The following is a 25,267-nucleotide window of genomic DNA, read 5'->3' on the forward strand; positions in this document are numbered from 1 at the left end:
GGCTGCCGTCCGCGCACTCCAGCAGTGTCGCAGCCCGCGGGCGGCCCGACACCCGGTTCGCGTCAGCCGGACCGCGCGCGCTCCCGCGCCCGCACGCCCCGGCCTTCCCCACCCTTTCCGGCTCCGGCGGCTCCCGCAACCATCACGGGGCGTGCTGCCCTGCCCTGTGGTTCTTCTCACCGGGCAGGGTCAGCTCGAACCACACCGTCTTGCCGATGGCCCCGTGCCGGGTGCCCCAGCGGCGGGCGGACCGGGCGACGAGCTGGATGCCGCGGCCGCCCTCGTCGTCCGCCGCGGGCACGCGCGCCCGCGGCGGATCGGGCAGCGGGTCGGAGACCTCCACCAGGAGCGAGGCGCCGCGCACCATGCGCACCCCGATGGGGCCGTGGGCGTAGCGCAGCGCGTTGGTGACCAACTCGCTGACCAGCAGCGTCGCCTCGTCGGTCAGCGCGGTGAGCCCCCAGTCCTCCAGGGTGCGGCGCACCTGGTGGCGTGCCCGGCGCACGGCGAGCACCTCGGCTGGGAACGTCCAGGCGGCGGCGCTGTCCACCGGGAGGCCGCCGAGCTGGGTGAGCAGCAGCGCGACGTCGTCCACGGACTCGGGCGCGCTGGCGCCGCCGTGCGCGAGCGTCCCGATGACGTCGTCGCACAGGTCCTCGACGTCCAGCTCCCCCTCCGCACCGCTGAGCCGCGCGCACAGCCGGTCCAGCCCCTCGCTGATGTCCTCGTGCCGGGACTCGATGAGCCCGTCGGTGTACAGGACGAGCACGGCGCCCTCCTCGACGGTGAACTCCCGTGCCTCGAAGGGCACTCCGCCCACCCCCAGGGGCGCGCCCGAGGGCAGCGCGAGGGGGCGGGCGCGCCACCGGCCCGTGGCGGCGTCGGGCGTGACCAGCAGCGGCGGCACGTGCCCGGCCTTCGCGATGCAGCACAGCCGGGTGGAGGGGTCGTAGACGGCGTAGACGCAGGTGGCCATGAGCGGTTCCTCGGGGCCCTGCGCCAGGTCGTCGGCCAGGTCGTGGACGCGCCGCAGCAGCTCGTCGGGGCTGAGGTCGAGAGCGGCGAGCGTGCGCACCGCCGTGCGCAGCCGCCCCATGGTCGCCGCGGCCCGCAGCCCGTGCCCCATGACGTCGCCGACCACCAGCGCGACCCGGCCGCCCGCCAGCGGGATGACGTCGAACCAGTCCCCCCCGACCTCGGTGCCGCTGCTGCCGGGCACGTAGCGGTAGCCGACGCGCGTGCCCGGCGGCGAGGGCACCCGCTGCGGGAGCAGGCTGCGCTGGAGCATCAGCGCGCCCTCCCGCTCCCTGGCGTAGAGCCGGGCGTTGTCCAGGGACGTCCCGGCGCGCGCGGCCAGCTCCATGACGAGGGCGACGTCGTCCCGGTCGAACGGCTCGCTGTCGTCGGCGCGGCTGATGACCAGCAGGCCCAGCACGATGCCGCGGGCCCGCAGCGGCACCGTCATCAGGGAGTGGATGCCGAGGTCGATCGCGGCCTGCACCTTGGGATCGCCGGGGAAGGTGGCGTCCGCCAGTTCCCGCTGCGAGGACGCCAGGTGCGGGCGCCCGCTGGCGAGGACGGTGGCGAAGAACGAGTCGGGCGCGAAGGCGATGTCCTGGCCGACGCGCAGCATCCGCTCCACTTCGAGACCGCGCCGCTTGCCCGCGACGCCGAGCTGGAGCAGCGGGACGCCGGAGACGGGCAGGCGTCCGGGCAGCTCGTCGCCGTAGACGACGGCCCCGTGCAGCATGACGCCCGCGTAGTCCCAGAAGCGCGGCACCAGGGACTCTGCGAGGGCCTGGGAGATCTCGCGGACGTCGAGCAGGTCCCCGAGCGCGACGCCGACGTCGTCCAGCAGGGAGAGCCGCTCCCGGGAGCGTTCCGCCTTCTCCAGGGCGTCGCGGCGTTCGGTGATGTCCATGACCGTGCAGCTCGTGCCGATCACCTGCCCGGCGCGGTCGGTGAGCCGCGAGTAGGACACCGAGCGAGCGCCCCGGCCGTCGGGGGCGGTCATCACCATGTCAACGAGGGTGCGCCCGGTGCTGAGGACCGCGGCCTGCACCTCGGCGACCTCCCGGGCGACGCCGGGTGGCAGCACCTCTTCCACGGTGCGTCCGAGCATGCGCTCGGCGGGCATGCCGTTGAGCCGTTCCAGCGCCTGGTTGACGCGCACGAAGCGCTTCTGCTCGTCGAAGAGGGCGATGCCGAGCGGGGAGGAGTCGAACAGGGCGTCCAGGGCGGCGAGATCGTGCTCGATGGCGCGCAGTCTGCTGATCTCCACCACATTGGCCAGAATGAACGGCTCTCCGTCGGCGTCCTCCAGCAGTGAGGCCCGCCCTTCGATCTCGACCGTGTGCCCGTCCCGGTGCCGGGCGCGCAGCGCGCCGCGCCACAGCCTGCCGCGCCGCAGTGCGGCGTAGAGCCGCGGTGCCGGGTCCGCCTCGCGTTCCTCGGCGACGAGGTACTCGGTGAAGCGGTGCCCGGCGGCCTCGTCACTGCGCCAGCCGAGCAGTTCCTCGGTCGTCGGCCCCCACAGCAGGACGCGGCCCGCGGTGTCGAGGATGACGACGCCGAAGCGCAGCGTGTCGAGCAGCGAATCGACTGCGCTCGGTTCCTCGCTCACTCCGCACACGTCCCTGTTCGGGTGGCAGCGCCGGAACCTCTGGGACACCGTCCCGGCGATGGCGGCCCCGCGGCCCGCACCCCCGATTGTGCCCGGGGTCAGACAGGGTCACCGCTCGGCTGCTCCAAACGCTCGACCAGATAGCGCTGCGGCCCGCCACCGGACGTGCCGGGCGCCGCCTCCGGAACCGGCGCGCCGTCCGGGGGTGACGCCTCGCCCGGACGGCCCGCCCCGTCGGCCCCGGGGCGCACGCCGGAGTGCGTCGCCCCGAGCCGGTGGGCGAGGCGTTCGGCCTCGACCCGGGTGGCGCAGCGCCCGACCCGGTAGCGGCCGCCGTCCTCGTCCTGCCGTATCACCATCCAGGGCCGCGTGGTGCTCTCGCCCATCGCCCCTCCCCTGACCGTCATGATGCCGCTTTCCGCATATGCCCGAGCGTACGCCTGACATTCACGCACCGCATTCGATCTGGCACGAAGAGGCACGCTTTCGGCCAGCGCCACCCGGCGCACACCCGCGTGACCGGCGTGACCCGCGCCACACGGACGGCGGGCGGCCGGGCCGCGTGCGGCGCGTGCCGACGGGGCCGCCGTCGCCGGACGGCGGCGGGGGCCGGCGGTGCCGGTGGGGAGCTGGGCCGGGGCCGCGTGGGACTGGCGCCGGTGCGCCAGCTAGCGCACCGGGAGGTGGTAGGTGGCGTGGTAGCGGTCGGCCGGCATGACGATGTCGGCCGTCTCCACCGGGCGGCGGCCCGCGCGGAAGGTGCGCGCGATGACCAGGACGCAGTGCCCCGCGACGCCGCCGAGCGCGGCCATCTCGTCGGCCAGCCCGGGGCGCGCGCCGACCTCCTCCACCACGTTGTCCACGACGACGTCGATCGCCGCCATCCGTTCCACCACGCCCTGCCCGCCCAGCGGCCCCTCCTCGGGGAGCATCACGGGCGTGCGGCCGGTCAGGGACAGCGGCTCCCAGGACGTGGAGAGCATCATGGGCTCCCCGCCACTGCGGAAGACGTAGCGCGTCCGCATGACGCGGTCCTGCGGCTCGATGCGCAGGCGCGCCGCCACGGCGCCGCCCGCCGCCTCCTGCACGCTGCACGACTCCCAGGTGCCCCTGACGCCGTCGTCCCCCTGCTCCTGGCGGAACGGCGTGGAGGGGCCGCCGACGGCGCGGAAGCCGGTCCGGGCGACGCGGCGCGGCTCGGGCAGCTCGCGCACGTAGGTGCCCGAGCCCGATCTGCCCTCGACCAGGCCCTCGGCCATCAGGACCTTCCGGGCCTCCAGCGCCACCGTGTCGGACACCCCGTAGTCGGCGCGGATCCTGGCCTGCGAGGGCAGCCGCGCGTGCGGAGGCAGCACACCGTCGAGGATTTTCCGGCGGAGGTCCCCGGCCACCCGCAGGTACGCGGGCTGTTCACCGAAAGGCACATTTCCTCCCACATCTCTCGACGGTCCGGCCACAGCTTGGCAACGCTGGGTTGCGCCGCGCAATAACCGGCCAACGATTCACCCGATGTGATGAGACGCAGTTCAAAGCCGCCCCGCGGGGACGCGGACGTGCCCGGCGCGCGGACCGGCCCCCACGGCGGGGCCGTGGGGGCCGGTTCATCGGTCACGCGCCGTGTGCGGCGAGTGGGCCGGCGCTGCCGGACGGATCAGAACTGGAGGGCCCAGGCGTCGATCTTGCCCGAGTCCCAGAGGGCGTTGTCGGTCACGCGCAGCTTCCACGTGCCGTTGGCCGCCACCGAGGAGGCGTTGACGCTGTAGGTCTGGTTGATGTTGTCGCTGCTGCCGCCGGTGCCGAAGTCCTTCAGGACCGCCGCGGCGCCGGTCGGGGCGACCAGCTCGACCCGAAGGTCACCGATGTAGGTGTGCTGGATGTTGACCTCGACCTGGAGGTCGGCGGGGGCGTTGCCGGACATCCCGCTCACGGTGATCGCCGACTCGACGGTCCGGTTGTCGTAGATGGTGACGTCGTTGCCGTTCTCGAAGCGGCCCTCGCCCGGCTCACCGGGGTCGCCCGGGTCGCCGGGGTCGCCTTCGCCGGTCTGGAGCAGCCGGTTCGGGGAGCCGGAGCCGGGGTTGGTCACCTTGCCGGTGACGGCGGCGGAGTTCAGCGCCGAGCCGACCTGGCCCGGGCTGGCGGACGGGTTCTCGCCCAGCACGAGGGCGGCGGCACCGGCGACGTGCGGCGAGGCCATCGACGTGCCGGAGATCGTCCGGGTCGCCGAGTCGCTGCCGATCCACGCGGAGGTGATGTCCGACCCCGGCGCGAAGAGGTCCAGGACCGAGCCGTAGTTGGAGAAGGAGGACCGGGCGTCGGTCCGCGTGGAGGAGCCGACGGTCAGGGCCTCGGCGACGCGCGCCGGGGAGAACCCGGAGGCGTTGGCGTTGCTGTTGCCCGCCGCCACGGCGTAGGTCACGCCCGAGGCGATCGAGTTGCGGACGGCCTGGTCCAGGGCGCTGTTGGCGCCGCCGCCCAGGCTCATGTTCGCCACGGCCGGCTTCTGGGCGTTCCGCGTCACCCAGTCCACACCGGCGATGACGCCGGAGTTGCTGCCCGAGCCGGAGTCGTTGAGCACCCGCACGGAGACGAGGTCGACCTTCTTGGCCACGCCGTAGGTCTGGCCGCCGACGGTGCCCGCGACGTGGGTGCCGTGCCCGTTGCCGTCGTTGCCGTTGCCGCCGAAGGCGTCGAAGCCGAAGCGGGCCCGCCCGCGGAAGTCGCTGTGGCTGTGCCGGATGCCGGTGTCGATGATGTAGGCGGTGACGCCCTCACCGGCGGAGTCCGGGTAGGTGTAGCTGTTGCTCAGCGGCAGGCTGGGCTGGTCGATGCGGTCCAGGCCCCAGGTGGGGTTGGGCTGCGTCGCGCTGATGGAGACCTTCTGGTCCTGGTAGACCTTCTCCACGGCCGGGTCGGCGGCGAACCGCTTGGCCTGCTTCTCGGTCAGCTCGACGGCGTAGCCGTTGAGCGCTTCCTCGTAGGTGATCTTGATGTCGGCGCCGTACTTCGCGGCGAGCGCCTTGCCTGCCTTCGACTCCGCGTCGGGGCCGTCCTCGTCGAGGGTGACGATGTAGGTCCCGGCGATCGCGTTCGGCGCGCCCGCGTTGGCGATCACGCCTTCGGGGCTGTCGGCGGCCGCGGCGGGTAGCGCGAGGCCGACACTGATGGCCACGGCCGCGGCGGAGGCCACGGTCACGGTCGACCATCTGCGCTTGGGGGAACGCATCACTGCCATTGAGAGATCCTTCTCGTTGGTGGTGCGCCAGTGGGGGGCGTTGACGTCGCGGACATGACATTCACGCGCCGTCGCCGAAAGGTTCACCGAACCATAGGAATCGCACAAGGGGTGCGCCCGCAGTTCATGCATCTGTCACAGCGAGGTCATGCCAATTGACGGTCAATCCGCGTAATTCCGTGCGAAACGTGTGTGGAACGGCGGTACGCGGTCTGCGACAACGTGCTGTGACCTGCGCGGACTGACAAGGCGTCAGCACGGCCGGGAGCCACCGGAGGACGTCCGTCCGGCCGTCCGGCCACCGTTCGGCCACTCCCCCGGCCCGGCGACGGGCCCGGACCCCCACGTCCGGCGGCGCGGGCCCGGGACCCGCCCGTCCACCCCCGGCGCGCCACGCGCGCGCACCGTGCCGCATCCGACGCGCGGCCGGTCGTCACGCGCCCGGCGCGGTTTTCCGGAAGACTTGCGGGTGACCGTCGCCGTGCGGCGGCACAGGGCCTTCCGCGCACGGCGCTACCTGACGGAGGCGATGAGCGCATGACCACGAACCCGGAACCCGGCCCGGACGGCGCGTCCGGCGAGCACAGCCCCGGCGCCCTGCTGCCGCTGGGCGGCGCGGACGAGGACGCCTGGCTCGCGGAGGCCGCCGCCGCCCGCGCGTTCCGCGCCGCCGCCGAGACCGTCCCCGGCGTCCGCGCCGGAGACTGCCGCGTCGTCCCGCTCGACGCGACGGCCCCCGCCCACCGTCCCGCGCTGCCCGGCTCCCGGCTCCCGCGCGGCCCCGTCCGGGTCCGCATCGGCGTCACCGCACCGCTCGACCTCACCTCCCCGGTGCCGAAGACCGCCGAGGCCGTGCGGCAGCGCGTCCTCGCCGCGGCCACCGGACAGCTCGGCCTGGACGTCGGCGCGGTGGACGTCAGCGTGGACGACCTGCACACCGTTCCCGGCGACGAGGCGGAGGGCCGCTGACATGAACGACGCCCGCACCAGCGACACGGCGCCCCCCGCGCGCCAGGAGGAACTGGCCGACGCGGTGGCCCGCGCCGTGGAGGCCCTGCCCGGCGTGGCGTCCCTGCGCCCCGGCCCGGGGACGCCGCCGGGAGCCCTCCGCGACGACCGGGGCGTCCACGTCCGCCACCCGCGCACCGGCCCCGGCGGCCCGCACACCCGCGTCGGCCTGCACCTCGCCGTCTCGCGCGGACACCGCGCGCTGGACGTGGCCCGCGCCGCCCGCGCCGCCGCCGAGACCGCCGCCCGGCCGCACCTGGCCCCCGGCGCCGCGCTCACCGTCTCCGTGACCGTCACCGCACTCGACTGACGCCCCCGGGCCGCACGCCCGGCGGGCGTCCGGACCGGGCTCCGGGCCGGGCCCGGCCCGGACGCCCGCTCAGCCGTGGACGACGCCGTCGAGGTACACCCAGGCACCCTCGTGGCGGACGAAGCGGCTGCGTTCGTGCAGCACGCCGGTACCGCCGCCGGGCTCCGCGTAGTGCGCCCGGAACTCCACGTGGCCCTCCGCTCCGAACGGGCCGCCGTCGGTACTGGCCAGCACCTCCAGCGCCAGCCACCGCTGCCCGGGGTCGAGGCCGAGGACGGCGGGCCTGGTGCGCGGGTGCCACGTCCCGCGCAGGTAGGCGGCGTCGCCCACGACGAAGGCGCTGTACCGCGACCGCATCAGCTCCTCGGGCCGCGCCGCCCGCGCCCGTCCCGCGTGCAGCCGCCCGCAGCAGTCCGCGTAGCCGTCCGCCGCCCCGCAGGGGCAGCCCCGCCCGTCCCACACCCGTTCCCGTGCCATCCCCCCATCCTCCCCGACCGCCAGCGGAGCCCCGGGTCCCGGGCCCACGTGCGAGGATGCCCCCGTCGAAGCGGGCTTGCGGCGGGTGGAGGACACAGGTGTACGCGATCTCCCTGGGGGACGACGGAGCGGAGCTGCGCCCGCTGGAGCCGTGGCGGGCCGAGGAGTTCCACGCCCACATGGACCGGGGACGCGAGTTCATCGGACGGCACAACGGACTGCCGGACGTCGTCACAGACCTGGCGTCCAGCCGCGCGTTCCTCCAGGCGTACGCCGACAAGACCGCCGCCGACACCGGCCGCATCCACGGCATATGGGCGGACGGCACGCTGGTCGGCGCCGTCATCCTGCGCACGCTGGACGTCACGGACGGCGTCGCCGAGGCGGGCTGCTGGCTGGAGCCGTCGGCGGTGGGCCGGGGCCTGGTGACCCGGGCCGCGCGCGTGCTCATCGACTGGGCCGTCGAGGAACGGGGCATCCACCGCGTGGAGTGGCACGTCTCGGCGGCGAACGGGCCCAGCATCGCCGTCGCCCGGCGGCTGGGCATGAGCAGGGACGGCGTCCTGCGCGAGAGCTACCCCTACCGCGGCACCCGCCACGACATGGAGGTGTGGTCCGTGCTCGCTCCGGACTGGCGCGCCGCCCGCCAGACCGGCACACGCCCGTAGCCACCGTCCCGCCCCCTTCCGTCCCCGCCCCGCCACCGTCCCGGCTGCCCGTCACCGGTCCGCCGCGACCACGCCCGCCTACACCTGCGAGGCGGCCAGCAACTCCAGTGCGCGTTCCTTCAGACGGGGGCCGGCGTCCGCGGCGTTCCCGGAGGCGAAGGGGGGCTGGGGGTCGTACTCGACAGCGAGCTGCACCGCCTTGGCCGTGTCCTCCCCCACGATCAGCGACGCGAGGTAGAGGGACATGTCCACTCCCGCCGAGACCCCGGCCGCGGTGATGATCTTCCCGGAACGCACGTAGCGCTGCGGCAGGTAGGTCACGCCGAACGTGGACTGGAGGTACTCGGCGGAGGCCCAGTAGGTCGTCGCCCGGCGCCCCGCCAGCAGGCCCGCCGCCAGGACGAGGCTGCCGGTGCACACGGAGACCGTCCACCGGCTGTGCCGGTGGATCCGGCGTATCCAGCGCAGGAGCTTCTCGTCGTTCATCGCCGCGACGGTGCCGCGGTTGCCCGCACCCGGCACGAGCAGGACGTCGAGACGGCCGGTCTCGGCGAGGGAGCGTTCGGCCCGCATCACCCGGTCCTGCGGCGGCGGAGCGGCCAGGAACGTGGAGATCTGCGCCTGGTCGGCCGGCCGGTGCAGGTGGGTGACGAGTTCCCGGGCGACGGCACGGGCCAGCGTCGGCCCGTGGTCGTCCTCGATCAGGGCCAGCGTCAGGTCGATCGCACTGGTGACCCCCGCCGAGGTGTAGACGTTGCCGTCGCGTACGTAGAGGGGGCGCACGTCCACGGCCACGGCGGGGTGGCGCTCGGCCAGCCGCTGCCCCCAGCCCCAGTGGGTCGTCGCGCGCCGGTCGTCCAGCAGCCCGGCCGCGGCCAGCACGTAGGCACCGGTGCAGACGGAGGCCACACGCCGGCTGCGGCCCGCCAGCCGGCGCACCTGGTCCCGTAACCGCTCGTCGGCCGCCGCGTCCTCACAGCCGATGCCGCCCACCACGAACAGCGTGTCCAGACCTCCGGTGACCGCCTCCAGCCCCTGCGCCGCCCCCACCAGGATGCCCGCGGAGCTGCGGGCGGCCCGGCGGCCGAGGGTGGCCAGCTCGATGGCGTACGGCGGCTGCGCCCCGTACCGGTTGGCGATGTCCAGAGCACCGCTGGGGCAGGCGATGTCGAGGATCTGCGCGCCGTCGTAGGCGACGATGAGCACGCGCCGCTTGGTGTCCATGCCCCGATACCAGCACGCCCCCCGCCACCGCCTCCGCCCGCCTCGCGCCCCCGGCCACCGGGCGGAGGCAGGCCCGCGCTGGAACATCGCCGTGCCCCGGTCCGGGCAGCCCGGACCGGCTGCCGCCTCGGCCCCGCGAGCACGTAGGCCGGGGCACCGGCGACCGTGCGGACGAGGGCCGTCCGGGTACCCGCCGCTGTTCCGGGCGGCAGCAGTACATTCGGCGCGGGTCGGAGAGGAGGAAGCAGGCTGCACAGGACCGCAGCACTGTAATAGTTCCTGTACTAGACTGCCCTCATGAAGTCATCCCGCCCCGGCGGCACGGAGAACATCTCCGTCTCGATGCCCTCGGAACTCCTCGGGGCCCTGCGCACACGTACCGGCAAGCGCGGAGTGTCCGCGTACGTGACGGCGGCGGTCCGGCACCAGCTCGCCATGGACGGCCTCGCCGAGATCGTGGCCGCCTACGAAGCCGAGCACGAGCCGCTGAGCGAGGCCGAAGTCCAGACCGCGCAGAGCGAACTATTCGGTGACGCACTGGCGCCCTACGCGTCGACCGACAGCGCCGCGTGAAGGAGCCGGCGGCCAGGTCCCTGGTGCTCGACTCCCAGGCGCTGTCGCTGCTGCTGAGCAACGACCGCCAGATGATCACCCGGATCGAGGCCGCTCGGCGCGTGGGCGCGTCCGTCCTCGTGTCGGCCCTGACGGTGGTGGAGGCCGTCCACGGGAAGACGGATACCGCCCGGCTGCGCTGGCTGCTCTCCCGCCTTCAGGTCCGGGACGTCACCCAGGCGGACAGTCTCACCGCGGTGCAGCTGCTGAGCGACGTCGGCGGCCTGCACGGCCACAAGTACGCCATCGACGCCCTCGTCGCCGCGACGGCACTTCGCTCCCCGGGACCCGTCCTCGTTCTGACCTCGGACCGCGACGGCTGGTCGAAACTGTGCGGCGACCGCGTGCAGATCAAGGACGTCTGACCTCTCGGCGCTTACTCAGGTTGAGTCCACCTGCTGATCGACTGCCGCTTCGTAGAAGGCATCCGCGAGGGCGGCGATGATCGCGTTGATGGCCGGGCCCGTCGGTGATGAAGTAGTCGGCCATGGTGTTGTGGGCGTCCTGGTTGGGGCAACCCCAGCGCGGAAGAAACAAGGGTCCGACTCCAAAGAGCCGGACCCTTCTCAACTGCGTGTCCGCCGGATCAGCGACGTGGTGATACGTGACCCGCTACACGTTGAAGCGGAACTCCACCACGTCGCCGTCCTGCATGACGTAGTCCTTGCCCTCCATGCGGGCCTTGCCGCGGGAACGGGCTTCGGCGACGGAGCCGGCGGCGACCAGGTCGTCGAAGGAGATGACCTCGGCCTTGATGAAGCCCTTCTGGAAGTCCGTGTGGATCACGCCGGCCGCCTCGGGGGCGGTGGCGGCCTTCCGGATCGTCCAGGCGCGGGACTCCTTCGGGCCCGCCGTCAGGTACGTCTGGAGGCCGAGGGTGCGGAAGCCCGCGTGGGCGAGGGTGGCCAGGCCCGGTTCCTCCTGGCCGACGGACTGGAGCAGTTCCAGGGCCTCGTCCTCGTCCAGTTCGGCGAGGTCGGACTCCAGTTTGGCGTTGAGGAAGATGGCCTCGGCGGGGGCGACGAGGGCGCGCTGCTCGTCCTTGAACGCCTCGTCGGTCAGTTCCTCCTCGTCGACGTTGAAGACGTAGAGGAACGGCTTCGTGGTGAGGAGGTGCAGCTCGTGCAGTTCCTTGGCGGCCTCGGTGCCCTGGGCGATGCCCGCGGAGAAGAGCGTGCGGCCCTCCTCCAGGATGGCCTTGGCGTCCTCGACGGCCTTGACCTGGGCCTGCTTGTCCTTCTTCACGCGGGCCTCCTTCTGGAGGCGCGGCAGGACCTTCTCGACGGTCTGGAGGTCGGCCAGGATCAGCTCGGTGTTGATCGTCTCGATGTCGCTCTTCGGGGAGACCTTGCCGTCCACGTGAACGACGTTCTCGTCGCGGAAGGCGCGGATCACCTGGCAGATCGCGTCGGACTCGCGGATGTTGGCGAGGAACTTGTTGCCCAGGCCCTCGCCCTCGCTGGCGCCGCGGACGATGCCCGCGATGTCGACGAAGTCCACCGTCGCCGGGAGGACGCGCTCGGAGCCGAAGATCTCGGCGAGCTTCGCCAGCCGGGGGTCGGGAACGCCCACGACGCCGACGTTCGGCTCGATCGTGGCGAACGGGTAGTTGGCCGCCAGCACGTCGTTCTTGGTCAGGGCGTTGAACAGGGTCGACTTGCCGACATTGGGCAGGCCGACGATTCCGATCGTGAGCGACACGTGGCGACTTCCCGTAGCGAAGGGGGCTGGGCGGACGGCCCGGGCGTGCGGGCCGGTCCACCAGTCTACGGGCGTGCCCGCCCTGCGGTGACGGAGCCGGTCGCCTGGGCGGCGGGCGGCCGGGCGGAGGACCCCTGGCGTGTCAGCGGCGCGGGCGCGGGGTGCGGGCTCCTACGTTGGTCGGGTGGACCGACAGCGTGTGTCTGTGACCCCGGGCGGCCGGCTGCGTCCCGCCCTGCCGCGTCCGGCGCGGGAGGGCGGCCGCCGAGGTGCGCGGGACGGCGCTCCCCGGAGGGCCGCCGTGCTCCGGCGGCCGCCGCCGGAACGCGGCAAGCTCGGCGGGCCCGGCGGGACGGCCTCGCGGCCGCCCGGGCTGCGGCTGACGGCGCTGGGCAGCGGGGTGCTGACCGTCGCCGTGATGCTGCTGCTCGGCGGGCTGGTGCGGCTGGTGCTGGACGGCTCGCCGGGCGTGTACGGCCTGCTCTTCCTGCTGGTGGGGCCCGCCTCCGCGCTGTGGGTGCGGCCAGCCGACGGGCTCACGACGCCGATCGTCGCCCCGATCGCCTACGCCGCCGGGCTGCTCGTCCTCACCGGTGGCGGCGACGGTTTCGCGGGCTGGGTGATGGCCATCGTCACGGCGCTGGCCGTGGAGGCGGGGTGGGTGTACGGCGGGACGCTGCTGACCGCGATCGCCGCGCTCGTCCGGCGGGCGATGCGGGCGGCGGCGCGGCGCCGGGAGCGCGAGGAGGCGCGGGGGCGTCCGCCCCAGCCGCGCACGCCGCGCACCGCCGAGGCACGCGCCGACGCCGCCCGGACAGGCGCCCGGACTGACGCCGCCCGGGCCGGCGCACCGCCCGGTGCGGCGCACCGTCCGGCGGGGCCGGGGCGCGGCTAGCCGCGGGTCTTCTCGGCTGCTTCCGCGCGCAGGTCGCGGCGCAGCTCCTTCGGCAGGGAGAACTGCATGTGCTCCTGCACCGGCTGGACGACCTCGACGTCCGCGTAGCCGCGTGCGGCCAGCCACTCCAGAACGCCCTCGACCAGGACGTCCGGGACGGAGGCGCCGGAGGAGACGCCGACGGTGCGCACGCCGTCCAGCCACGCCTCGTCGATCTCGTCCGCGCCGTCCACCAGGTGACCGGAGGACGCGCCGTGGGCGAGGGCCGTCTCGACCAGGCGGACGGAGTTGGAGGAGTTCTTCGAGCCGACGACCAGGACGAGGTCGGACTCGGCGGCGACCTGCTTGATGGCGGTCTGCCGGTTCTGCGTGGCGTAGCAGATGTCGTCGCTGGGCGGGCTGATCAGCGCGGGGAACTTCTCCTTGAGCGCGTCGACCGTCTCCATCGTCTCGTCCACGGACAGCGTCGTCTGGGAGAGCCAGACGACCTTCTCCGGGTTCCTCACCTCGACGTCGGCCACGTCGTCCGGACCGTCCACGAGGGTGATGTGCTCGGGGGCCTCGCCGGAGGTGCCGATGACCTCCTCGTGGCCCTCGTGGCCGATGAGGAGGATGTCGTAGTCGTCCTGCGCGAAGCGGACGGCCTCCTTGTGCACCTTGGTGACCAGCGGGCACGTCGCGTCGATCGTGGCGAGCTTGCCGCGTTCGGCCTCCCGGTGGACCTCGGGCGCGACGCCGTGGGCGGAGAAGATGACGATCTCGCCCGGCGGCACCTCCGCCGTCTCCTCGACGAAGATGGCACCCTTCTTCTCCAGGCTGCGCACGACGTACTTGTTGTGGACGATCTCGTGGCGGACGTAGACGGGGGCGCCGTACTGCTCCAGCGCCTGCTCCACGGCGACGACGGCTCGGTCCACACCCGCGCAGTAACCACGGGGGGCGGCGAGGAGGACGCGGCGGGCGGTGTCAGCAGTCATGACACCCATCGTACGGGCGCGCCCGGGTCCACCGGAGGGCGCACCGGGTACGGCAAGCTGGCGGGTATGCCACGATCCGCCCCCTTCGAGGGGACTCTGCGGCGTTCCCTGACGTTTCGCGATCTGCTGGTCTACGGGCTGCTGTTCATCGCGCCGATGGCACCCGTCGGCATCTTCGGTGCGCTGGACGCCCGCAGCGGCGGCGCGGTCGCGCTGGTGTACCTGGTGGCCACCGTCGCCATGGGGCTGACGGCGCTGTCGTACGCCCGCATGGTGCGGGTGGTGCCGCGGGCCGGGTCGGTGTACGCGTACGCGCGGGCCGGGCTGGGGCGGCCGGCCGGGTTCGCCGCCGGGTGGATGGCGTCGCTGGACTACCTGTTGATCCCGGCCGTGGCCTACCTGTTCTGCGGGTTCGCCATGGCGGAGCTGGTGCCGGGCGTGGACCGGTGGGTGTGGACGCTGCTGGCCGTGCTGGTGACCGGTGCGCTGAACCTCTCCGGGGTGCGCGCGGCCGCGACCGTCGGGTTCGCGGTGCTGGCACTGGAGATCGCGGTGCTGCTGGTGTTCGTGGCGGCGGCCGCGGTGGTGCTGGTGCGCGAGGGGCCCGCGCGGGGCTGGCTGACCCCGTTCACGGGGGACGCGGGGTTCTCGGCGGTGGCCGTGCTGGGCGCGGTCTCGGTCGCGGTGCTGTCCTACCTGGGCTTCGACGCCATCGCCAACTTCGCGGAGGAGTCGGTCGGCGGCCCGGGGCGGGTGGGGCGCGCGGTGCTGACGTGCCTGGTGGTCGCCGGGACGCTCTTCGTGCTCCAGACGTACCTGGCCGCCGTGCTCACTCCGGTCGCCAGCGCGGAGGTGGGGCCGGAGGCGGAGGGGACGCTGTTCTACGACACCGCCCGCGCGGCGGTCGGCGGCTGGCTCCAGACGGCGGTGGCGGCCAGCAAGGCGGTCGGCGCTGCGTTCGCTGCGCTGGCCGGGCAGGCGGCCGGGGCCCGGCTGCTGTTCGCCATGGGCCGCGACCGGCGGCTGCCGGGCTGGCTGGCGGTGGTGCACCCGCGCACCGGCGTGCCCTGGCGGGCGCTGCTGGTGTCGGCGGTGGTGACGCTCGTGGCGGCGGTGTGGGCGGCCCGCGCGGTGAACGGGCTGGACCGGCTCGTCTCGCTGGTCAACGTCGGTGCCCTGACCGCGTTCGCGCTGCTGCACCTGTCGGTCGTCGGCTACTTCGCGGTGCGGCGGCGGGGCGGCTCGGCGGTGCGTCCGGTGGCGCACGTGGCGCTGCCGCTGGCGGGGTTCGCGGTGGTCGTGGCGGTGGTCGTGACGGCGAGCGGTGAGGCGCGGGCGCTGGGCGCGGCGTGGCTGGTGCTGGGCGCGGTGGTGTGGGCCGTGGGCGAACGGCGGGCGCGGCGGCGGGAGGGCGGCCGGGCGCCGGACGGTGTCGGAGGCGGCCGGTAGGGTCGCGGCATGGCTCTCAACACGTCGCCCGAGGCGCCGCTGCCGGTCGCCGAGGTGTCGCGGCTGATCGGCGGGTGGATCGACCGGCTGGGCGCGGTGTGGGTGGAGGGGCAGATCACCCAGCTCAGCCGCCGTCCCGGCGCGGGCGTGGTGTTCCTGACCCTGCGGGACCCCTCGCACGAGATGTCCGTCGGCGTGACGTGCTTCCGCCAGGTGTTCGACCAGGTGGCGGACGTCGTCGGGGAGGGCGCGCGCGTCGTCGTGCACGCGAAGCCGGAGTGGTACGCGCCGCGTGGCCAGCTCTCGCTGCGGGCGGTCGAGATCCGCCCCGTGGGCATGGGGGAGCTGCTGGTGCGGCTGGAGCAGCTGAAGAGGGCGCTGACGGCCGAGGGGCTGTTCGCGGCGTCCCGCAAGCGGCCGCTGCCGTTCCTGCCGCGCGTGGTCGGGCTGGTCACCGGGCGGGCCTCGGCCGCCGAGCGGGACGTGCTGGAGACGGCGCGGCAGCGCTGGCCCGCGGTGCGGTTCGCGGTGCGCAACGTCGCCGTCCAGGGAGTGCACGCGGTGCCGCAGGTCATCGCCGCCGTGCGGGAGCTGGACGCGGACCCGCTGGTGGAGGTCGTCGTCGTCGCGCGCGGCGGCGGCAGTGTGGAGGATCTGCTGCCGTTCTCGGACGAGCGGCTGGTGCGGGCGGTGGCGGAGTGCGGGACGCCGGTCGTCTCGGCGATCGGCCACGAGCCGGACAACCCGCTGCTGGACCTGGTGGCGGATCTGCGTTCGCGTACGCCCACGCACGCGGCCAAGGACGTCGTGCCCGACGTGGGCGAGGAGTACGAGCGGATAGCGCAGCTGCGTGACCGGGCGCGGCGGTGGCTCGCCGGGCACCTTGACGCCCAGGAGCGCGGTCTGGCGGACTGTGTGAGCCGTCCGGTGCTGGCCTACCCCGGGCGGCTGGTGGAGGAGCGGGCGGACCAGGTGGACGACCTGCTGCTGCGTTCCCGCCGCACGCTGGGCCACCTGCTCGACCGGGCGGGCGCCGATCTGGAGCACACCCGCGCGCGGGTGGTGGCGCTCTCCCCGGCCGCCACGCTGCGCCGCGGGTACGCGGTGCTCCAGCGCGCGGACGGCTCGGCGGTGCGGGACGCGGCCGGGGTGGGCGGCGGCGAGGTGCTGCGTGCCCGGGTGGCCGAAGGGGAGTTCGCCGTCACCGTCACACCCCCCGGCTAGGGTGGGGCGCATGGCGCAGAAGGACAGCTCCCGGGCGGACGAGGCCCGGACGGAGGCGCCCGGGGCGGATGAGGCCCGGGGCGGGACGGCGGCGGGCCCGGAGGCCGCGGACGACGCGGCGCTGGGCTACGAGCAGGCGCGGGACGAGCTGATCGACGTCGTCCGGCGGCTGGAGGCGGGCGGCGCCACGCTGGAGGAGTCGCTGGCCCTGTGGGAGCGCGGTGAGGAGCTGGCGGAGATCTGCCGGGGCTGGCTCGCCGGTGCCCGGGCCCGGCTGGACGCGGCGCTGGCGGCGGACGCGGAGCCGGGCGCGCCGGGTGGCGGCGGTCCGCGCCCCTGACCGGGGGCGGGGCGGGCGGGCCGCTCGGGTGTGAGGTGGCGCACAGCGGGCGTGGGGGCGGGAACAGAACCCGATAGTTGAAGGTTCACCCAACCGTCCTACAGTGGACGCCGACCCCCGAACACCGAACGAGGACGGACATGACTCTCGCCCTTGACGCCGCCGCCCAGGACCTGCTGTTCCGCGAGGCGCGCACCGCCAACACCTTCACCGACGAGCCGGTGACCGACGAGCAGATCGAGGCCGTCTACGACCTCGTCAAGCTGGCCCCCACGGCGTTCAACCAGTCGCCGCTGCGCATCACGCTCGTCCGGTCCGAGGAGGCCCGCGAGCGTCTGGTGCGGCACCTGGCCGAGGGCAACCAGGCCAAGACGCGCACCGCGCCGCTGACCGCCGTCCTCTCCGTCGACCTGGACTTCCACGAGCGGCTCCCCGAGCTGTTCCCGGCCTTCCCCGGCCTCAAGGACGCCTACTTCTCCGAGCTGCCCGCGCGGGAGCAGGCCGGCACGCTGAACGCCAGCCTCCAGGCCGGTTACTTCATCCTCGGCGTGCGCGCGGCGGGGCTCGCCGCGGGCCCGATGACCGGCTTCGACGCCGAGGGCGTGAACAAGGAGTTCTTCGGCGACGGCAAGCAGAAGGTGCTCATGGTCGTCAACATCGGCCGCCCCGGCGCCGACGCCTTCCACCCGCGGGCCCCGCGGCTGGCCGCCCGCGACGCGGTGACCACCGTCTGACACCGCGCGCACGAAGCGCCCGGCGCTCGTGGCCCCACGGCCCGCGCCGGGCGCTTCCGCGCATCCGCCGGGCGCCCGGAGCCACGAGCGCGCCCGGCTCGGGGGGGCTCACCCCTGACCGGCGGCCCGCGCCCCGTCGTCCGCCCGCGCGGCCTGCTCGTCCCGCGCCGCCTGCTCCTGCGCCGCCGGGTCCGGCTGCCCGGGTTCCAGGGCGGCAGCCAGCTCGGCCAGCCGTTCGAACGGGGCGGTCCCGGCCACCACCGTCGTCACGCCCGGACCGCTCCGCACCAGCGCGTCGTACTTGGGGCCCTCGTAGCGGGCCCACTCCTCGCCGTCGACCGCGCTCGTCTCCCCCGTCGGCTCCGCCCGGTGGGTGACCTCGGCGACGAACTTCTCCGCCGGGCCGTCGCTCTGCTCGACCGCCGCGTACTCCGTGTCCGGGTCCAGGAAGCCCAGGTGCCACACGGCGCCGTGGTCGCTCTGCGCCCGGTAGTACACCGACGTGGCCCGCCAGCCCTCGTCCAGCCCCGCGGGGGCCAGCAGGGTGTAGGGGGCGGCCCGGCCCGCCGTGGCCAGCTCGGCGCGGTAGCTGACCTCGCGGACGGAGGCCCGCTCGTCCTCGTCCGTGAAGATCTCGTTCGGGACGGTCAGGTACAGGAGCCCGGCGCCGAGGAGGATCACGGACAACGACAGCACCATGTCGCGTACGGATTTCTTGCCATCCATGCTTGCCACACCCCCATGGTCCCCCATCGGCGCGCGGCCGCCGGACGAGGGGCCCGCGTCACCGGCTCAGCCGCTCATCCGTGGGGCCCGCTGCTCATTCTGCCGGTGTGCCGATATGGTCGTACTACCCTCACTCCTCTTGACTGTCCGGCGGCCCCTCCCAGGCCGGCCGCGCAGAAAGGTGCGTCCGAATGTCGGAAAACCATCTCCCGTCCCAGCTTGAGGTGAGCCCCGAGGCGCCCGACCGCAACCTGGCGCTGGAACTCGTCCGGGTCACCGAGGCCGGGGCCATGGCCTCCGGCCGCTGGGTCGGCCGGGGCGACAAGAACGGCGCGGACGCGGCCGCGGTGAAGGCGATGCGCACCCTGGTCTCCACCGTCTCGATGAACGGCGTCGTCGTCATCGGCGAGGGCGAGAAGGACGAGGCGCCGATGCTGTACAACGGCGAGCGCGTCGGCGACGGCACCGGCCCCGAGTGCGACGTGGCCGTGGACCCCGTGGACGGCACGACGCTGACGGCCAAGGGCATGGCCAACGCGGTCTCCGTGCTCGCGGTCGCCGAGCGCGGCGCGATGTTCGACCCGTCGGCCGTCTTCTACATGGACAAGCTCGCCGCCGGACCCGAGGCGGCCGAGTACGTGGACATCCAGGCCCCGGCGTCGGTGAACGTGCGCCGCGTCGCCAAGGCCAAGGGCTGCGCGCCCGAGGACGTCACCGTGGTGATCCTGGACCGGCCGCGGCACGAGGGCGTCGTCCGTGAGGTCCGCGAGGCGGGGGCCCGCATCAAGTTCATCTCGGACGGGGACGTGGCGGGCGCCATCATGGCCGTGCGGGAGGGCACCGGCGTGGACCTGCTGCTGGGCATCGGCGGCACGCCCGAGGGCATCATCTCCGCCTGCGCCATCAAGTGCCTGGGCGGCACCATCCAGGGCAGGCTGTGGCCCAAGGACGACACGGAGCGGCAGAAGGCGCTGGAGGCGGGCCACGACCTGGACCGCGTGCTGCACACCGACGACCTGGTGAGCGGCGAGAACGTCTTCTTCGTGGCCACCGGCATCACCGACGGCGACCTGCTGCGGGGCGTGCGCTACAGCGCCGAGACCGCCGTCACGCAGTCGCTGGTCATGCGCTCGAAGTCCGGCACGATCCGGCAGATCGACTCCACCCACCAGCTCTCGAAGCTGCGGGCCTACAGCGCGATCGACTTCGACCGCGCGAGCTGACCCCCGGCCGCGCCGCACCGCCGGACGGGCTCCCCCGCGAGCCCGTCCGGTCCCGGCTGCGGCGCCGCCTGGTCCGGGAGGGTCAGGCGATGCGCCGGACGTGGGCGGCGGGGACGGCGGTTTCCTGCCCGGTGACGTCCCGCCGCCGCCTGCGCGCGAGGACGACGCGGCGCTCGGCCGCCGTCAGGCCGCCCCAGACGCCGTAGGGCTCGGGCTGGAGCAGCGCGTGCTCGCGGCACTCCACCAGCACCGGGCAGCGGGCGCACACCGCCTTGGCCGCCTGCTCCCGGGCGAGGCGTTCCGCCGTCGGCTCCTTCGACGGGGCGAAGAAGAGCCCCGCCTCGTCCCGGCGGCAGACGGCTTCCGAGTGCCAGGGTCCGGCGTGCCCGTGGTCCGGCGTGCGCTGCGGGGGGAGGACGGCGGCCTGCAGGGGCTGATGAGGCGGTCGCGGCACGGTCTACTCCTGACGACGGCGAGGGGAGTCACCCTGGCTTGTGAGGCGATCTGCCTTCCGACGCACGGGAGTTCACGGGAGAGCCGCGCGCGGGGCGATGCCGGAAGCTCTACCCGCTGTGCGTGCGCTTAAGCGCTCAGTGGCGACGGGACCGCAAGTCCTGGACGCGTTTGCCGCGCCGGGCGGCCGCCTGCACCGCCCCGCACACCGACACGCCCCTCACCACCACCACGGGCGCACTCGGATCGTCCGCCGCCAGCCCCTCGACCTCGAACGCCCCCATCACCCCGGAGCCGGCGTCCCGCAGCGTCACGTTCTCCGGCACCGTGATCTCGACGCTGCCGAACAGGCTCACCGCGTTGACGACCACCTCCTGCTGTTCGAACACGGCTTCGCTCAGGTCCAGCTCCACGCTGCCGAAGCAGGCGAACGCGTCGATCCGGGGCCCGGCCCGCCAGCGTCCGCGCCGGGCGGCGCCGCTGAAGACGGCGACGAGCGTCCGCCCGGCCCGGCTCGCGGGCGGCGCGGCGGCGTCCGCCGCGAAGGCGGCGCCGGGACCCGGCCGACGGCCGCCGGGCAGGTCGGCCACCAGGGGCTCCAGCTCGCCGAGCGTGCGGGCGGCGTAGGCGGCCCCGACGCGGTCGGCGTGCTCCTCGGCGGTGAGACGGCCCTCCGCCAGGGCGTCACCGAGCAGATCGGCCACCCGGTCGCGGTCGGCGTCCGAGGCCCGTACGGGATCGGGCCGGCCGGCGGTCCGTGCGGCAGGCGGTGCGGGCTGCTTCCTGAACGCTGCGTCATCCACCCCCGCAGCCTAGCCGCTATCGCGATACGTCGTGAGGGGGCGGCGCGGCCGGGCCCGGGGCGCCGGACGGGCCGCGCGGCGCGTCCGCGACACCGCGCACCGGCGCCACTGAGCGCCACCTCACAGACCGGACCGCCCGGCGGCGTTCTACGCTGTGGGACGCGCTCGTCGTCGAGAGAGGAACACGTCGTCATGGCTGCCCGCCCCCGCCCGGATCACCGGGAGTTCTCGTACACGGACCTGCTGCCCGTGGGCGAGGACAGCACCCCGTACCGTCTGGTCACCACCGAGGGGGTCAGCACCGTCGAGGCCGCGGGGCGCACCTTCCTGCGGGTGGAGCCGGAGGCGCTGCGCAAGCTCGCGGCCGAGGCGATGCACGACATCTCGCACTACCTGCGCCCCGAGCACCTGGCGCAGCTGCGGCGCATCCTGGACGACCCGGAGGCCAGCGCCAACGACAAGTTCGTCGCGCTGGACCTGCTGAAGAACGCCAACATCGCGGCGGCCGGCGTGCTGCCCATGTGCCAGGACACCGGCACCGCGATCGTCATGGGCAAGCGCGGCCAGAACGTGCTGACCGGGGGCGGCGACGAGGAGGCCCTCTCGCACGGCGTGTTCGACGCCTACACCCAGCTCAACCTGCGCTACTCCCAGATGGCGCCGCTGACCATGTGGGAGGAGCGGAACACCGGCACCAACCTGCCCGCGCAGATCGAGCTGTACGCGGCGGACGGCGACGCCTACAAGTTCCTCTTCATGGCCAAGGGCGGCGGTTCGGCGAACAAGTCCTTCCTCTACCAGGAGACGAAGGCGGTGCTGAACGAGGGCGCCATGATGCGGTTCCTGGAGGAGAAGATCCGCTCGCTGGGCACGGCCGCCTGCCCGCCCTACCACCTGGCGATCGTGGTGGGCGGTACCAGCGCCGAGTACGCGCTCAAGACCGCCAAGTACGCCTCCGCGCACTACCTGGACGAACTCCCCGGGGAGGGCTCGCCCGCGGGCCACGGCTTCCGCGACCGGGAGCTGGAGGAGAAGGTCTTCGGCCTGACGCAGCGCATCGGCATCGGCGCCCAGTTCGGCGGCAAGTACTTCTGCCACGACGTGCGCGTGGTGCGCCTGCCCCGGCACGGCGCGTCCTGCCCGGTGGCCATCGCCGTGTCCTGCTCGGCCGACCGGCAGGCCAAGGCCAAGATCACCGCCGAGGGCGTCTTCCTGGAGCAGCTGGAGAGGGACCCGGCGCGGTTCCTGCCCGAGACCACGGACGAGGAACTGGGCGGCGCGCCCCAGGAGGACGTCGTCCGCATCGACCTCAACCGCCCCATGGACGAGATCCGCGCCGAGCTGAGCCGCCACCCGGTCAAGACCCGGCTGTCGCTGACCGGCCCGCTGGTCGTGGCCCGCGACATCGCGCACGCCAAGATCAAGGAGCGGCTGGACGCGGGCGAGGCCATGCCCGGCTACCTGCGCGACCACGCCGTCTACTACGCGGGCCCGGCCAAGACGCCCGAGGGCTACGCGTCCGGCTCCTTCGGCCCGACGACGGCGGGCCGCATGGACGCCTACGTCGAGCAGTTCCAGGCGGCGGGCGGCTCGTTCGTGATGCTGGCGAAGGGCAACCGCAGCGCCCAGGTCACGCAGGCGTGCCGCACCCACGGCGGCTTCTACCTCGGCTCCATCGGCGGCCCGGCCGCCCGGCTCGCCCAGGACTGCATCAAGAAGGTGGAGGTCCTGGAGTACGCGGAGCTGGGCATGGAGGCCGTGTGGAGGATCGAGGTGGCGGACTTCCCGGCGTTCATCGTGGTGGACGACAAGGGGAACGACTTCTTCACCGACCCCGGCCCGGCCCAGCCCTTCGTGACCTCGATCCCGGTGCGCACGGGCGCCTGACCGCCGCGGCGGCCTCCGGACGGTGCCCGCCGGGTGCCGTCCGGAACGGCCCGTCCGGAGCCGTCCGCCCGGTGCCGTGCGCGGCCTCGCGCGGCACCGGCGGCCTACGCTCGCGGCATGACTGACGCATACCGCATCGAGCACGACTCCATGGGCGAGGTCAAGGTGCCCGCCCACGCCAAGTGGCGCGCCCAGACCCAGCGCGCGGTGGAGAACTTCCCCGTCTCGGGGCAGCGGCTGGAACGCGCGCACATCCAGGCGCTCGCCCACGTCAAGGCGGCCGCCGCGACGGTGAACGCCGAACTGGGCGTGCTGGCTCCCGAGATGGCGGAGGCCATCGCGGCGGCGGCCCTTGAGGTCGCGGACGGCCGCTGGGACGACCACTTCCCGGTCGACGTGTTCCAGACGGGGTCGGGCACCTCGTCGAACATGAACATGAACGAGGTCGTGGCGACGCTGGCCTCCGAACGGCTGGGGGCGCCGGTGCACCCCAACGACCACGTCAACGCCAGCCAGTCCTCCAACGACGTCTTCCCCTCCTCGATCCACATCGCGGCGACGGCCGCCGTCACGGCGGACCTGATCCCCGCGCTGGAGCACCTCGCCGACGCGCTGGAGCGCAAGGCCGCGGAGTTCGCCTCGGTGGTGAAGTCCGGGCGCACGCACCTGATGGACGCGACCCCCGTCACGCTGGGGCAGGAGTTCGCCGGCTACGCGGCGCAGATGCGCAACGGCGTGGACCGCCTCCGGGCGTCCCTGCCCCGGCTCGCCGAACTGCCGCTGGGCGGCACGGCCGTGGGGACCGGCATCAACACCCCGCCCGGGTTCTCCGCGGCGGTCATCGCGGAGGTCGCGCGCGTGACGGACCTGCCGCTCACGGAGGCCCGCGACCACTTCGAGGCGCAGGGGGCGCGCGACGGGCTCGTGGAGACATCCGGCCAGCTCCGCACGGTCGCGGTCGGCCTCACGAAGATCGCCAACGACCTGCGCTGGATGGCGTCGGGGCCGCGCACCGGCCTCGCGGAGATCAACCTGCCCGACCTCCAGCCCGGTTCGTCGATCATGCCGGGCAAGGTCAACCCGGTGGTCCCCGAGGCGGTGCTGATGGTGGCCGCACAGGTCGTCGGCAACGACGCGACGGTCACCATGGCGGGCGCCGCGGGCAACTTCGAGCTGAACGTCATGCTGCCGGTGCTGGCCAGGAACGTGCTGGAGTCGGTGCGGCTGCTGGCGAACGCGAGCCGCCTGCTGGCCGACCGCACGGTGGACGGCGTCACGGCGAACGTCGAGCGGGCCCGGGAGTACGCGGAGTCCTCCCCCTCCGTCGTCACGCCGCTGAACCGGTACCTGGGCTACGAGGAGGCCGCCAGGGTCGCCAAGCGGGCGCTCGCCGAGCGCGTCACGATCCGCGAGGCCGTGCTGGCCGGGGGCTACGTCGAGCGCGGCCTGCTGACCCGGGAACAGCTCGACGAGGCACTGGACGTGCTCCGCATGACGCGCCCCTGACCGGCCCCCGGGCTGCCCCCGGGCCCGTCCTCCGCCCCGCCCCGTCCGTCTGCCGCGCCGGGACGGGGACGGGGACGGGGCCGCGCACCGGAGCGCGGCCAGCGCGGAGGTCCCCGGACGCGCGAGCCGGGCGCGGGTACCATCCGTGGATGACAGCGGACACTGAGCGGACCGCGGAGCCCACCACCGGTGATCGCCCCGCGGACCGCTGGACGCCCGGGACGCCCATCCTGTGGCGGTACCGGGCGAACGGGCGGGAGCATCCGCACATCTGCCGCCCGGTGACCGTCGTCGAGGACGGCCCCGGGCTGCTGGCCGTCTGGCTCGCGCCGGGCACGCCGTGCGTGAAGCCGCAGCTCTCGGACGGCACGCCGGTGCACCGCGAGCCGCTGGCGACCCGGTACACCAAGCCGCGCACGGCCACGCGGTGCCGGTGGCTGGGCTCGGGGGTGCTCAAGCTGGCCCGTCCCGGCCAGCCGTGGTCGGTGTGGCTGTTCTGGGAACCGGACTGGCGGTTCAGGAGCTGGTACGTGAACCTGGAGGAGCCGCTGCGGCGCTGGCCGGGCGGGGTGGACTCCGAGGACCACTTCCTGGACCTCGACGTCTACACCGACCGCACCTGGCGGTGGCAGGACGAGGACGAGTTCGCGCAGGCGCAGGCGGCCGGGCTGATGGACGCCGGGCAGGCGGGGCGGGTGCGGGCGGCGGGGCGGGCCGCCCTGGCCGTCGTCCAGGCGTGGGGGTCGCCGTTCGCGGACGGCTGGGAGCACTGGCGTCCCGATCCCGCCTGGCCGGTGCCCCGGCTGCCGCACGACTGGGACCGGCCGCCCGGGGACGGCGCCGTCACCGCCCCGCCCGTTACCCCGGCGCCGTCACCGCCCGGCGTGACCGCGCCGCGACGCTCCGCTGGGTAACCTGGCGCGGACATGAGGTGAGTGCGTCGTGATCGAGCCGAGGCCCTGATCCTCTTGATACGCTCCCCGCCCGAAACCGTAGGATCATCCTCCGAAACTGATCGGGACGGCAGGACCCACCGCAGCAACTCCGCCGCACCCGCGAGGGATTGACGGGCGTTCCCGAGAGGAGCCACGTACGTGAGCAGCACGGACGGGCGAGCACCGGCGCGGGTCCAACCCGCGAGAGGCCACGGATACTGGCTTTCCGGTCCCGTTCCCCGGCAGCATGATCCGGG

25 protein-coding genes are annotated in these 25,267 nt (G+C 74.1%); 14 read left to right on the forward strand and 11 right to left on the reverse strand.

Annotated features, from left to right (window positions below; translation table 11 throughout):
• Positions 1-142 precede the first annotated feature (142 nt).
• From V1J52_RS06025 to V1J52_RS06040, 4 genes are all read right to left on the reverse strand, one after another.
• Positions 143-2,623, reverse strand: coding sequence for a SpoIIE family protein phosphatase (locus V1J52_RS06025; RefSeq protein ID WP_330138538.1), 2,481 nt, complete (start codon positions 2,621-2,623; stop codon positions 143-145).
• 98 nt (positions 2,624-2,721) lie between these two features.
• Entirely contained in the window at positions 2,722-3,009 is a 288-nt protein-coding gene (locus V1J52_RS26100) for a hypothetical protein (protein ID WP_443075726.1), read from the reverse strand.
• 282 nt (positions 3,010-3,291) lie between these two features.
• Complete coding sequence (locus tag V1J52_RS06035) at positions 3,292-4,047, reverse strand: GntR family transcriptional regulator (RefSeq protein WP_330138539.1); 756 nt, start codon at positions 4,045-4,047, stop codon at positions 3,292-3,294.
• A gap of 227 nt (positions 4,048-4,274) precedes the next feature.
• The gene (locus V1J52_RS06040; RefSeq protein WP_330138540.1) at positions 4,275-5,858 is read right to left on the reverse strand and encodes a S8 family peptidase; all 1,584 of its coding nucleotides are present in this window, start codon (positions 5,856-5,858) and stop codon (positions 4,275-4,277) included.
• A 537-nt stretch (positions 5,859-6,395) separates the two neighbouring features.
• Here V1J52_RS06040 and V1J52_RS06045 point away from each other — a divergent pair.
• Both V1J52_RS06045 and V1J52_RS06050 read left to right on the forward strand, forming a co-directional pair.
• Positions 6,396-6,827, forward strand: a complete 432-nt coding sequence (locus tag V1J52_RS06045) for an Asp23/Gls24 family envelope stress response protein (RefSeq protein ID WP_330138541.1) — start codon at positions 6,396-6,398, stop codon at positions 6,825-6,827.
• Position 6,828: 1 nt separating this feature from the next.
• The gene (locus V1J52_RS06050) at positions 6,829-7,176 is read left to right on the forward strand and encodes a hypothetical protein (RefSeq protein WP_330138542.1); all 348 of its coding nucleotides are present in this window, start codon (positions 6,829-6,831) and stop codon (positions 7,174-7,176) included.
• A gap of 69 nt (positions 7,177-7,245) precedes the next feature.
• Here the strand turns inward: V1J52_RS06050 and V1J52_RS06055 are convergent, their stop codons facing one another.
• Positions 7,246-7,653, reverse strand: coding sequence for a YchJ family protein (locus V1J52_RS06055; RefSeq protein WP_330138543.1), 408 nt, complete (start codon positions 7,651-7,653; stop codon positions 7,246-7,248).
• Between the two features lie 98 nt (positions 7,654-7,751).
• On the opposite strand from V1J52_RS06055, the gene V1J52_RS06060 reads away from it, so the two are divergent.
• Positions 7,752-8,321: a GNAT family N-acetyltransferase gene (locus tag V1J52_RS06060; protein ID WP_330138544.1), complete on the forward strand. Its 570-nt coding sequence runs from the start codon at positions 7,752-7,754 to the stop codon at positions 8,319-8,321.
• Positions 8,322-8,399: 78 nt separating this feature from the next.
• On the opposite strand, the gene V1J52_RS06065 is transcribed toward V1J52_RS06060, so the two are convergent.
• Positions 8,400-9,527: a DJ-1/PfpI family protein gene (locus V1J52_RS06065; RefSeq protein ID WP_443075739.1), complete on the reverse strand. Its 1,128-nt coding sequence runs from the start codon at positions 9,525-9,527 to the stop codon at positions 8,400-8,402.
• A gap of 315 nt (positions 9,528-9,842) precedes the next feature.
• Between V1J52_RS06065 and V1J52_RS06070 the strand changes: the two genes are divergently transcribed.
• Together V1J52_RS06070 and V1J52_RS06075 are read left to right on the forward strand one after the other, a co-directional pair.
• On the forward strand, positions 9,843-10,118 hold the full coding sequence (locus V1J52_RS06070) for a hypothetical protein (RefSeq protein ID WP_330138546.1): 276 nt from the start codon (positions 9,843-9,845) through the stop codon (positions 10,116-10,118).
• Positions 10,115-10,522: a PIN domain-containing protein gene (locus tag V1J52_RS06075; RefSeq protein ID WP_330138547.1), complete on the forward strand. Its 408-nt coding sequence runs from the start codon at positions 10,115-10,117 to the stop codon at positions 10,520-10,522. Before V1J52_RS06070 ends, V1J52_RS06075 begins: the two co-directional genes overlap by 4 nt.
• 247 nt (positions 10,523-10,769) lie before the next feature.
• Here the strand turns inward: V1J52_RS06075 and ychF are convergent, their stop codons facing one another.
• The gene (gene ychF, locus V1J52_RS06080; protein WP_330138548.1) at positions 10,770-11,858 is read right to left on the reverse strand and encodes a redox-regulated ATPase YchF; all 1,089 of its coding nucleotides are present in this window, start codon (positions 11,856-11,858) and stop codon (positions 10,770-10,772) included.
• A gap of 199 nt (positions 11,859-12,057) precedes the next feature.
• On the opposite strand from ychF, the gene V1J52_RS06085 reads away from it, so the two are divergent.
• A complete protein-coding gene (locus tag V1J52_RS06085) occupies positions 12,058-12,753 on the forward strand; it encodes a DUF6542 domain-containing protein (protein WP_330138549.1) in 696 nt (231 codons plus the stop codon).
• Here V1J52_RS06085 and V1J52_RS06090 read toward each other — a convergent pair.
• On the reverse strand, positions 12,750-13,739 hold the full coding sequence (locus tag V1J52_RS06090; protein ID WP_330138550.1) for a 4-hydroxy-3-methylbut-2-enyl diphosphate reductase: 990 nt from the start codon (positions 13,737-13,739) through the stop codon (positions 12,750-12,752). The two genes, V1J52_RS06085 and V1J52_RS06090, sit on opposite strands and share 4 nt — an antisense overlap.
• A gap of 57 nt (positions 13,740-13,796) precedes the next feature.
• Here V1J52_RS06090 and V1J52_RS06095 point away from each other — a divergent pair, with 57 nt between their 5' ends.
• The 4 genes from V1J52_RS06095 (at position 13,797) to V1J52_RS06110 (ending at position 17,477) form a co-directional block, all read left to right on the forward strand.
• Complete coding sequence (locus V1J52_RS06095; protein WP_330138551.1) at positions 13,797-15,179, forward strand: APC family permease; 1,383 nt, start codon at positions 13,797-13,799, stop codon at positions 15,177-15,179.
• Positions 15,180-15,188: 9 nt separating this feature from the next.
• Positions 15,189-16,403 (forward strand): exodeoxyribonuclease VII large subunit, encoded by a 1,215-nt coding sequence (gene xseA, locus V1J52_RS06100; protein ID WP_330138552.1) that lies wholly within the window; start codon positions 15,189-15,191, stop codon positions 16,401-16,403.
• 10 nt (positions 16,404-16,413) lie between these two features.
• Complete coding sequence (locus V1J52_RS06105; protein WP_443075727.1) at positions 16,414-16,743, forward strand: exodeoxyribonuclease VII small subunit; 330 nt, start codon at positions 16,414-16,416, stop codon at positions 16,741-16,743.
• 140 nt (positions 16,744-16,883) lie between these two features.
• Entirely contained in the window at positions 16,884-17,477 is a 594-nt protein-coding gene (locus V1J52_RS06110) for a malonic semialdehyde reductase (RefSeq protein ID WP_330138554.1), read from the forward strand.
• Positions 17,478-17,585: 108 nt separating this feature from the next.
• On the opposite strand, the gene V1J52_RS06115 is transcribed toward V1J52_RS06110, so the two are convergent.
• A complete protein-coding gene (locus V1J52_RS06115; RefSeq protein WP_330138848.1) occupies positions 17,586-18,203 on the reverse strand; it encodes a DUF4245 domain-containing protein in 618 nt (205 codons plus the stop codon).
• Between the two features lie 191 nt (positions 18,204-18,394).
• Between V1J52_RS06115 and glpX the strand changes: the two genes are divergently transcribed.
• Positions 18,395-19,426, forward strand: a complete 1,032-nt coding sequence (gene glpX / locus V1J52_RS06120; protein ID WP_330138555.1) for a class II fructose-bisphosphatase — start codon at positions 18,395-18,397, stop codon at positions 19,424-19,426.
• Positions 19,427-19,508: 82 nt separating this feature from the next.
• Here the strand turns inward: glpX and V1J52_RS06125 are convergent, their stop codons facing one another.
• Both V1J52_RS06125 and V1J52_RS06130 read right to left on the reverse strand, forming a co-directional pair.
• On the reverse strand, positions 19,509-19,880 hold the full coding sequence (locus V1J52_RS06125; RefSeq protein WP_330138556.1) for a WhiB family transcriptional regulator: 372 nt from the start codon (positions 19,878-19,880) through the stop codon (positions 19,509-19,511).
• A 136-nt stretch (positions 19,881-20,016) separates the two neighbouring features.
• On the reverse strand, positions 20,017-20,682 hold the full coding sequence (locus V1J52_RS06130) for a DUF1707 SHOCT-like domain-containing protein (RefSeq protein ID WP_330138557.1): 666 nt from the start codon (positions 20,680-20,682) through the stop codon (positions 20,017-20,019).
• Between the two features lie 192 nt (positions 20,683-20,874).
• On the opposite strand from V1J52_RS06130, the gene V1J52_RS06135 reads away from it, so the two are divergent.
• The 3 genes from V1J52_RS06135 to fomD all read left to right on the forward strand — a co-directional run bounded on the left by V1J52_RS06135 (position 20,875) and on the right by fomD (position 24,989).
• The gene (locus V1J52_RS06135; protein ID WP_330138558.1) at positions 20,875-22,569 is read left to right on the forward strand and encodes a fumarate hydratase; all 1,695 of its coding nucleotides are present in this window, start codon (positions 20,875-20,877) and stop codon (positions 22,567-22,569) included.
• Positions 22,570-22,686: 117 nt separating this feature from the next.
• Positions 22,687-24,075: a class II fumarate hydratase gene (locus V1J52_RS06140; RefSeq protein WP_330138559.1), complete on the forward strand. Its 1,389-nt coding sequence runs from the start codon at positions 22,687-22,689 to the stop codon at positions 24,073-24,075.
• A gap of 149 nt (positions 24,076-24,224) precedes the next feature.
• Entirely contained in the window at positions 24,225-24,989 is a 765-nt protein-coding gene (gene fomD, locus V1J52_RS06145; RefSeq protein WP_330138560.1) for a cytidylyl-2-hydroxypropylphosphonate hydrolase, read from the forward strand.
• Positions 24,990-25,267: the final 278 nt, after the last annotated feature.

The organism is Streptomyces solitudinis (genome assembly GCF_036323765.1).
In the GTDB taxonomy this organism is placed as follows: domain Bacteria; phylum Actinomycetota; class Actinomycetes; order Streptomycetales; family Streptomycetaceae; genus Streptomyces.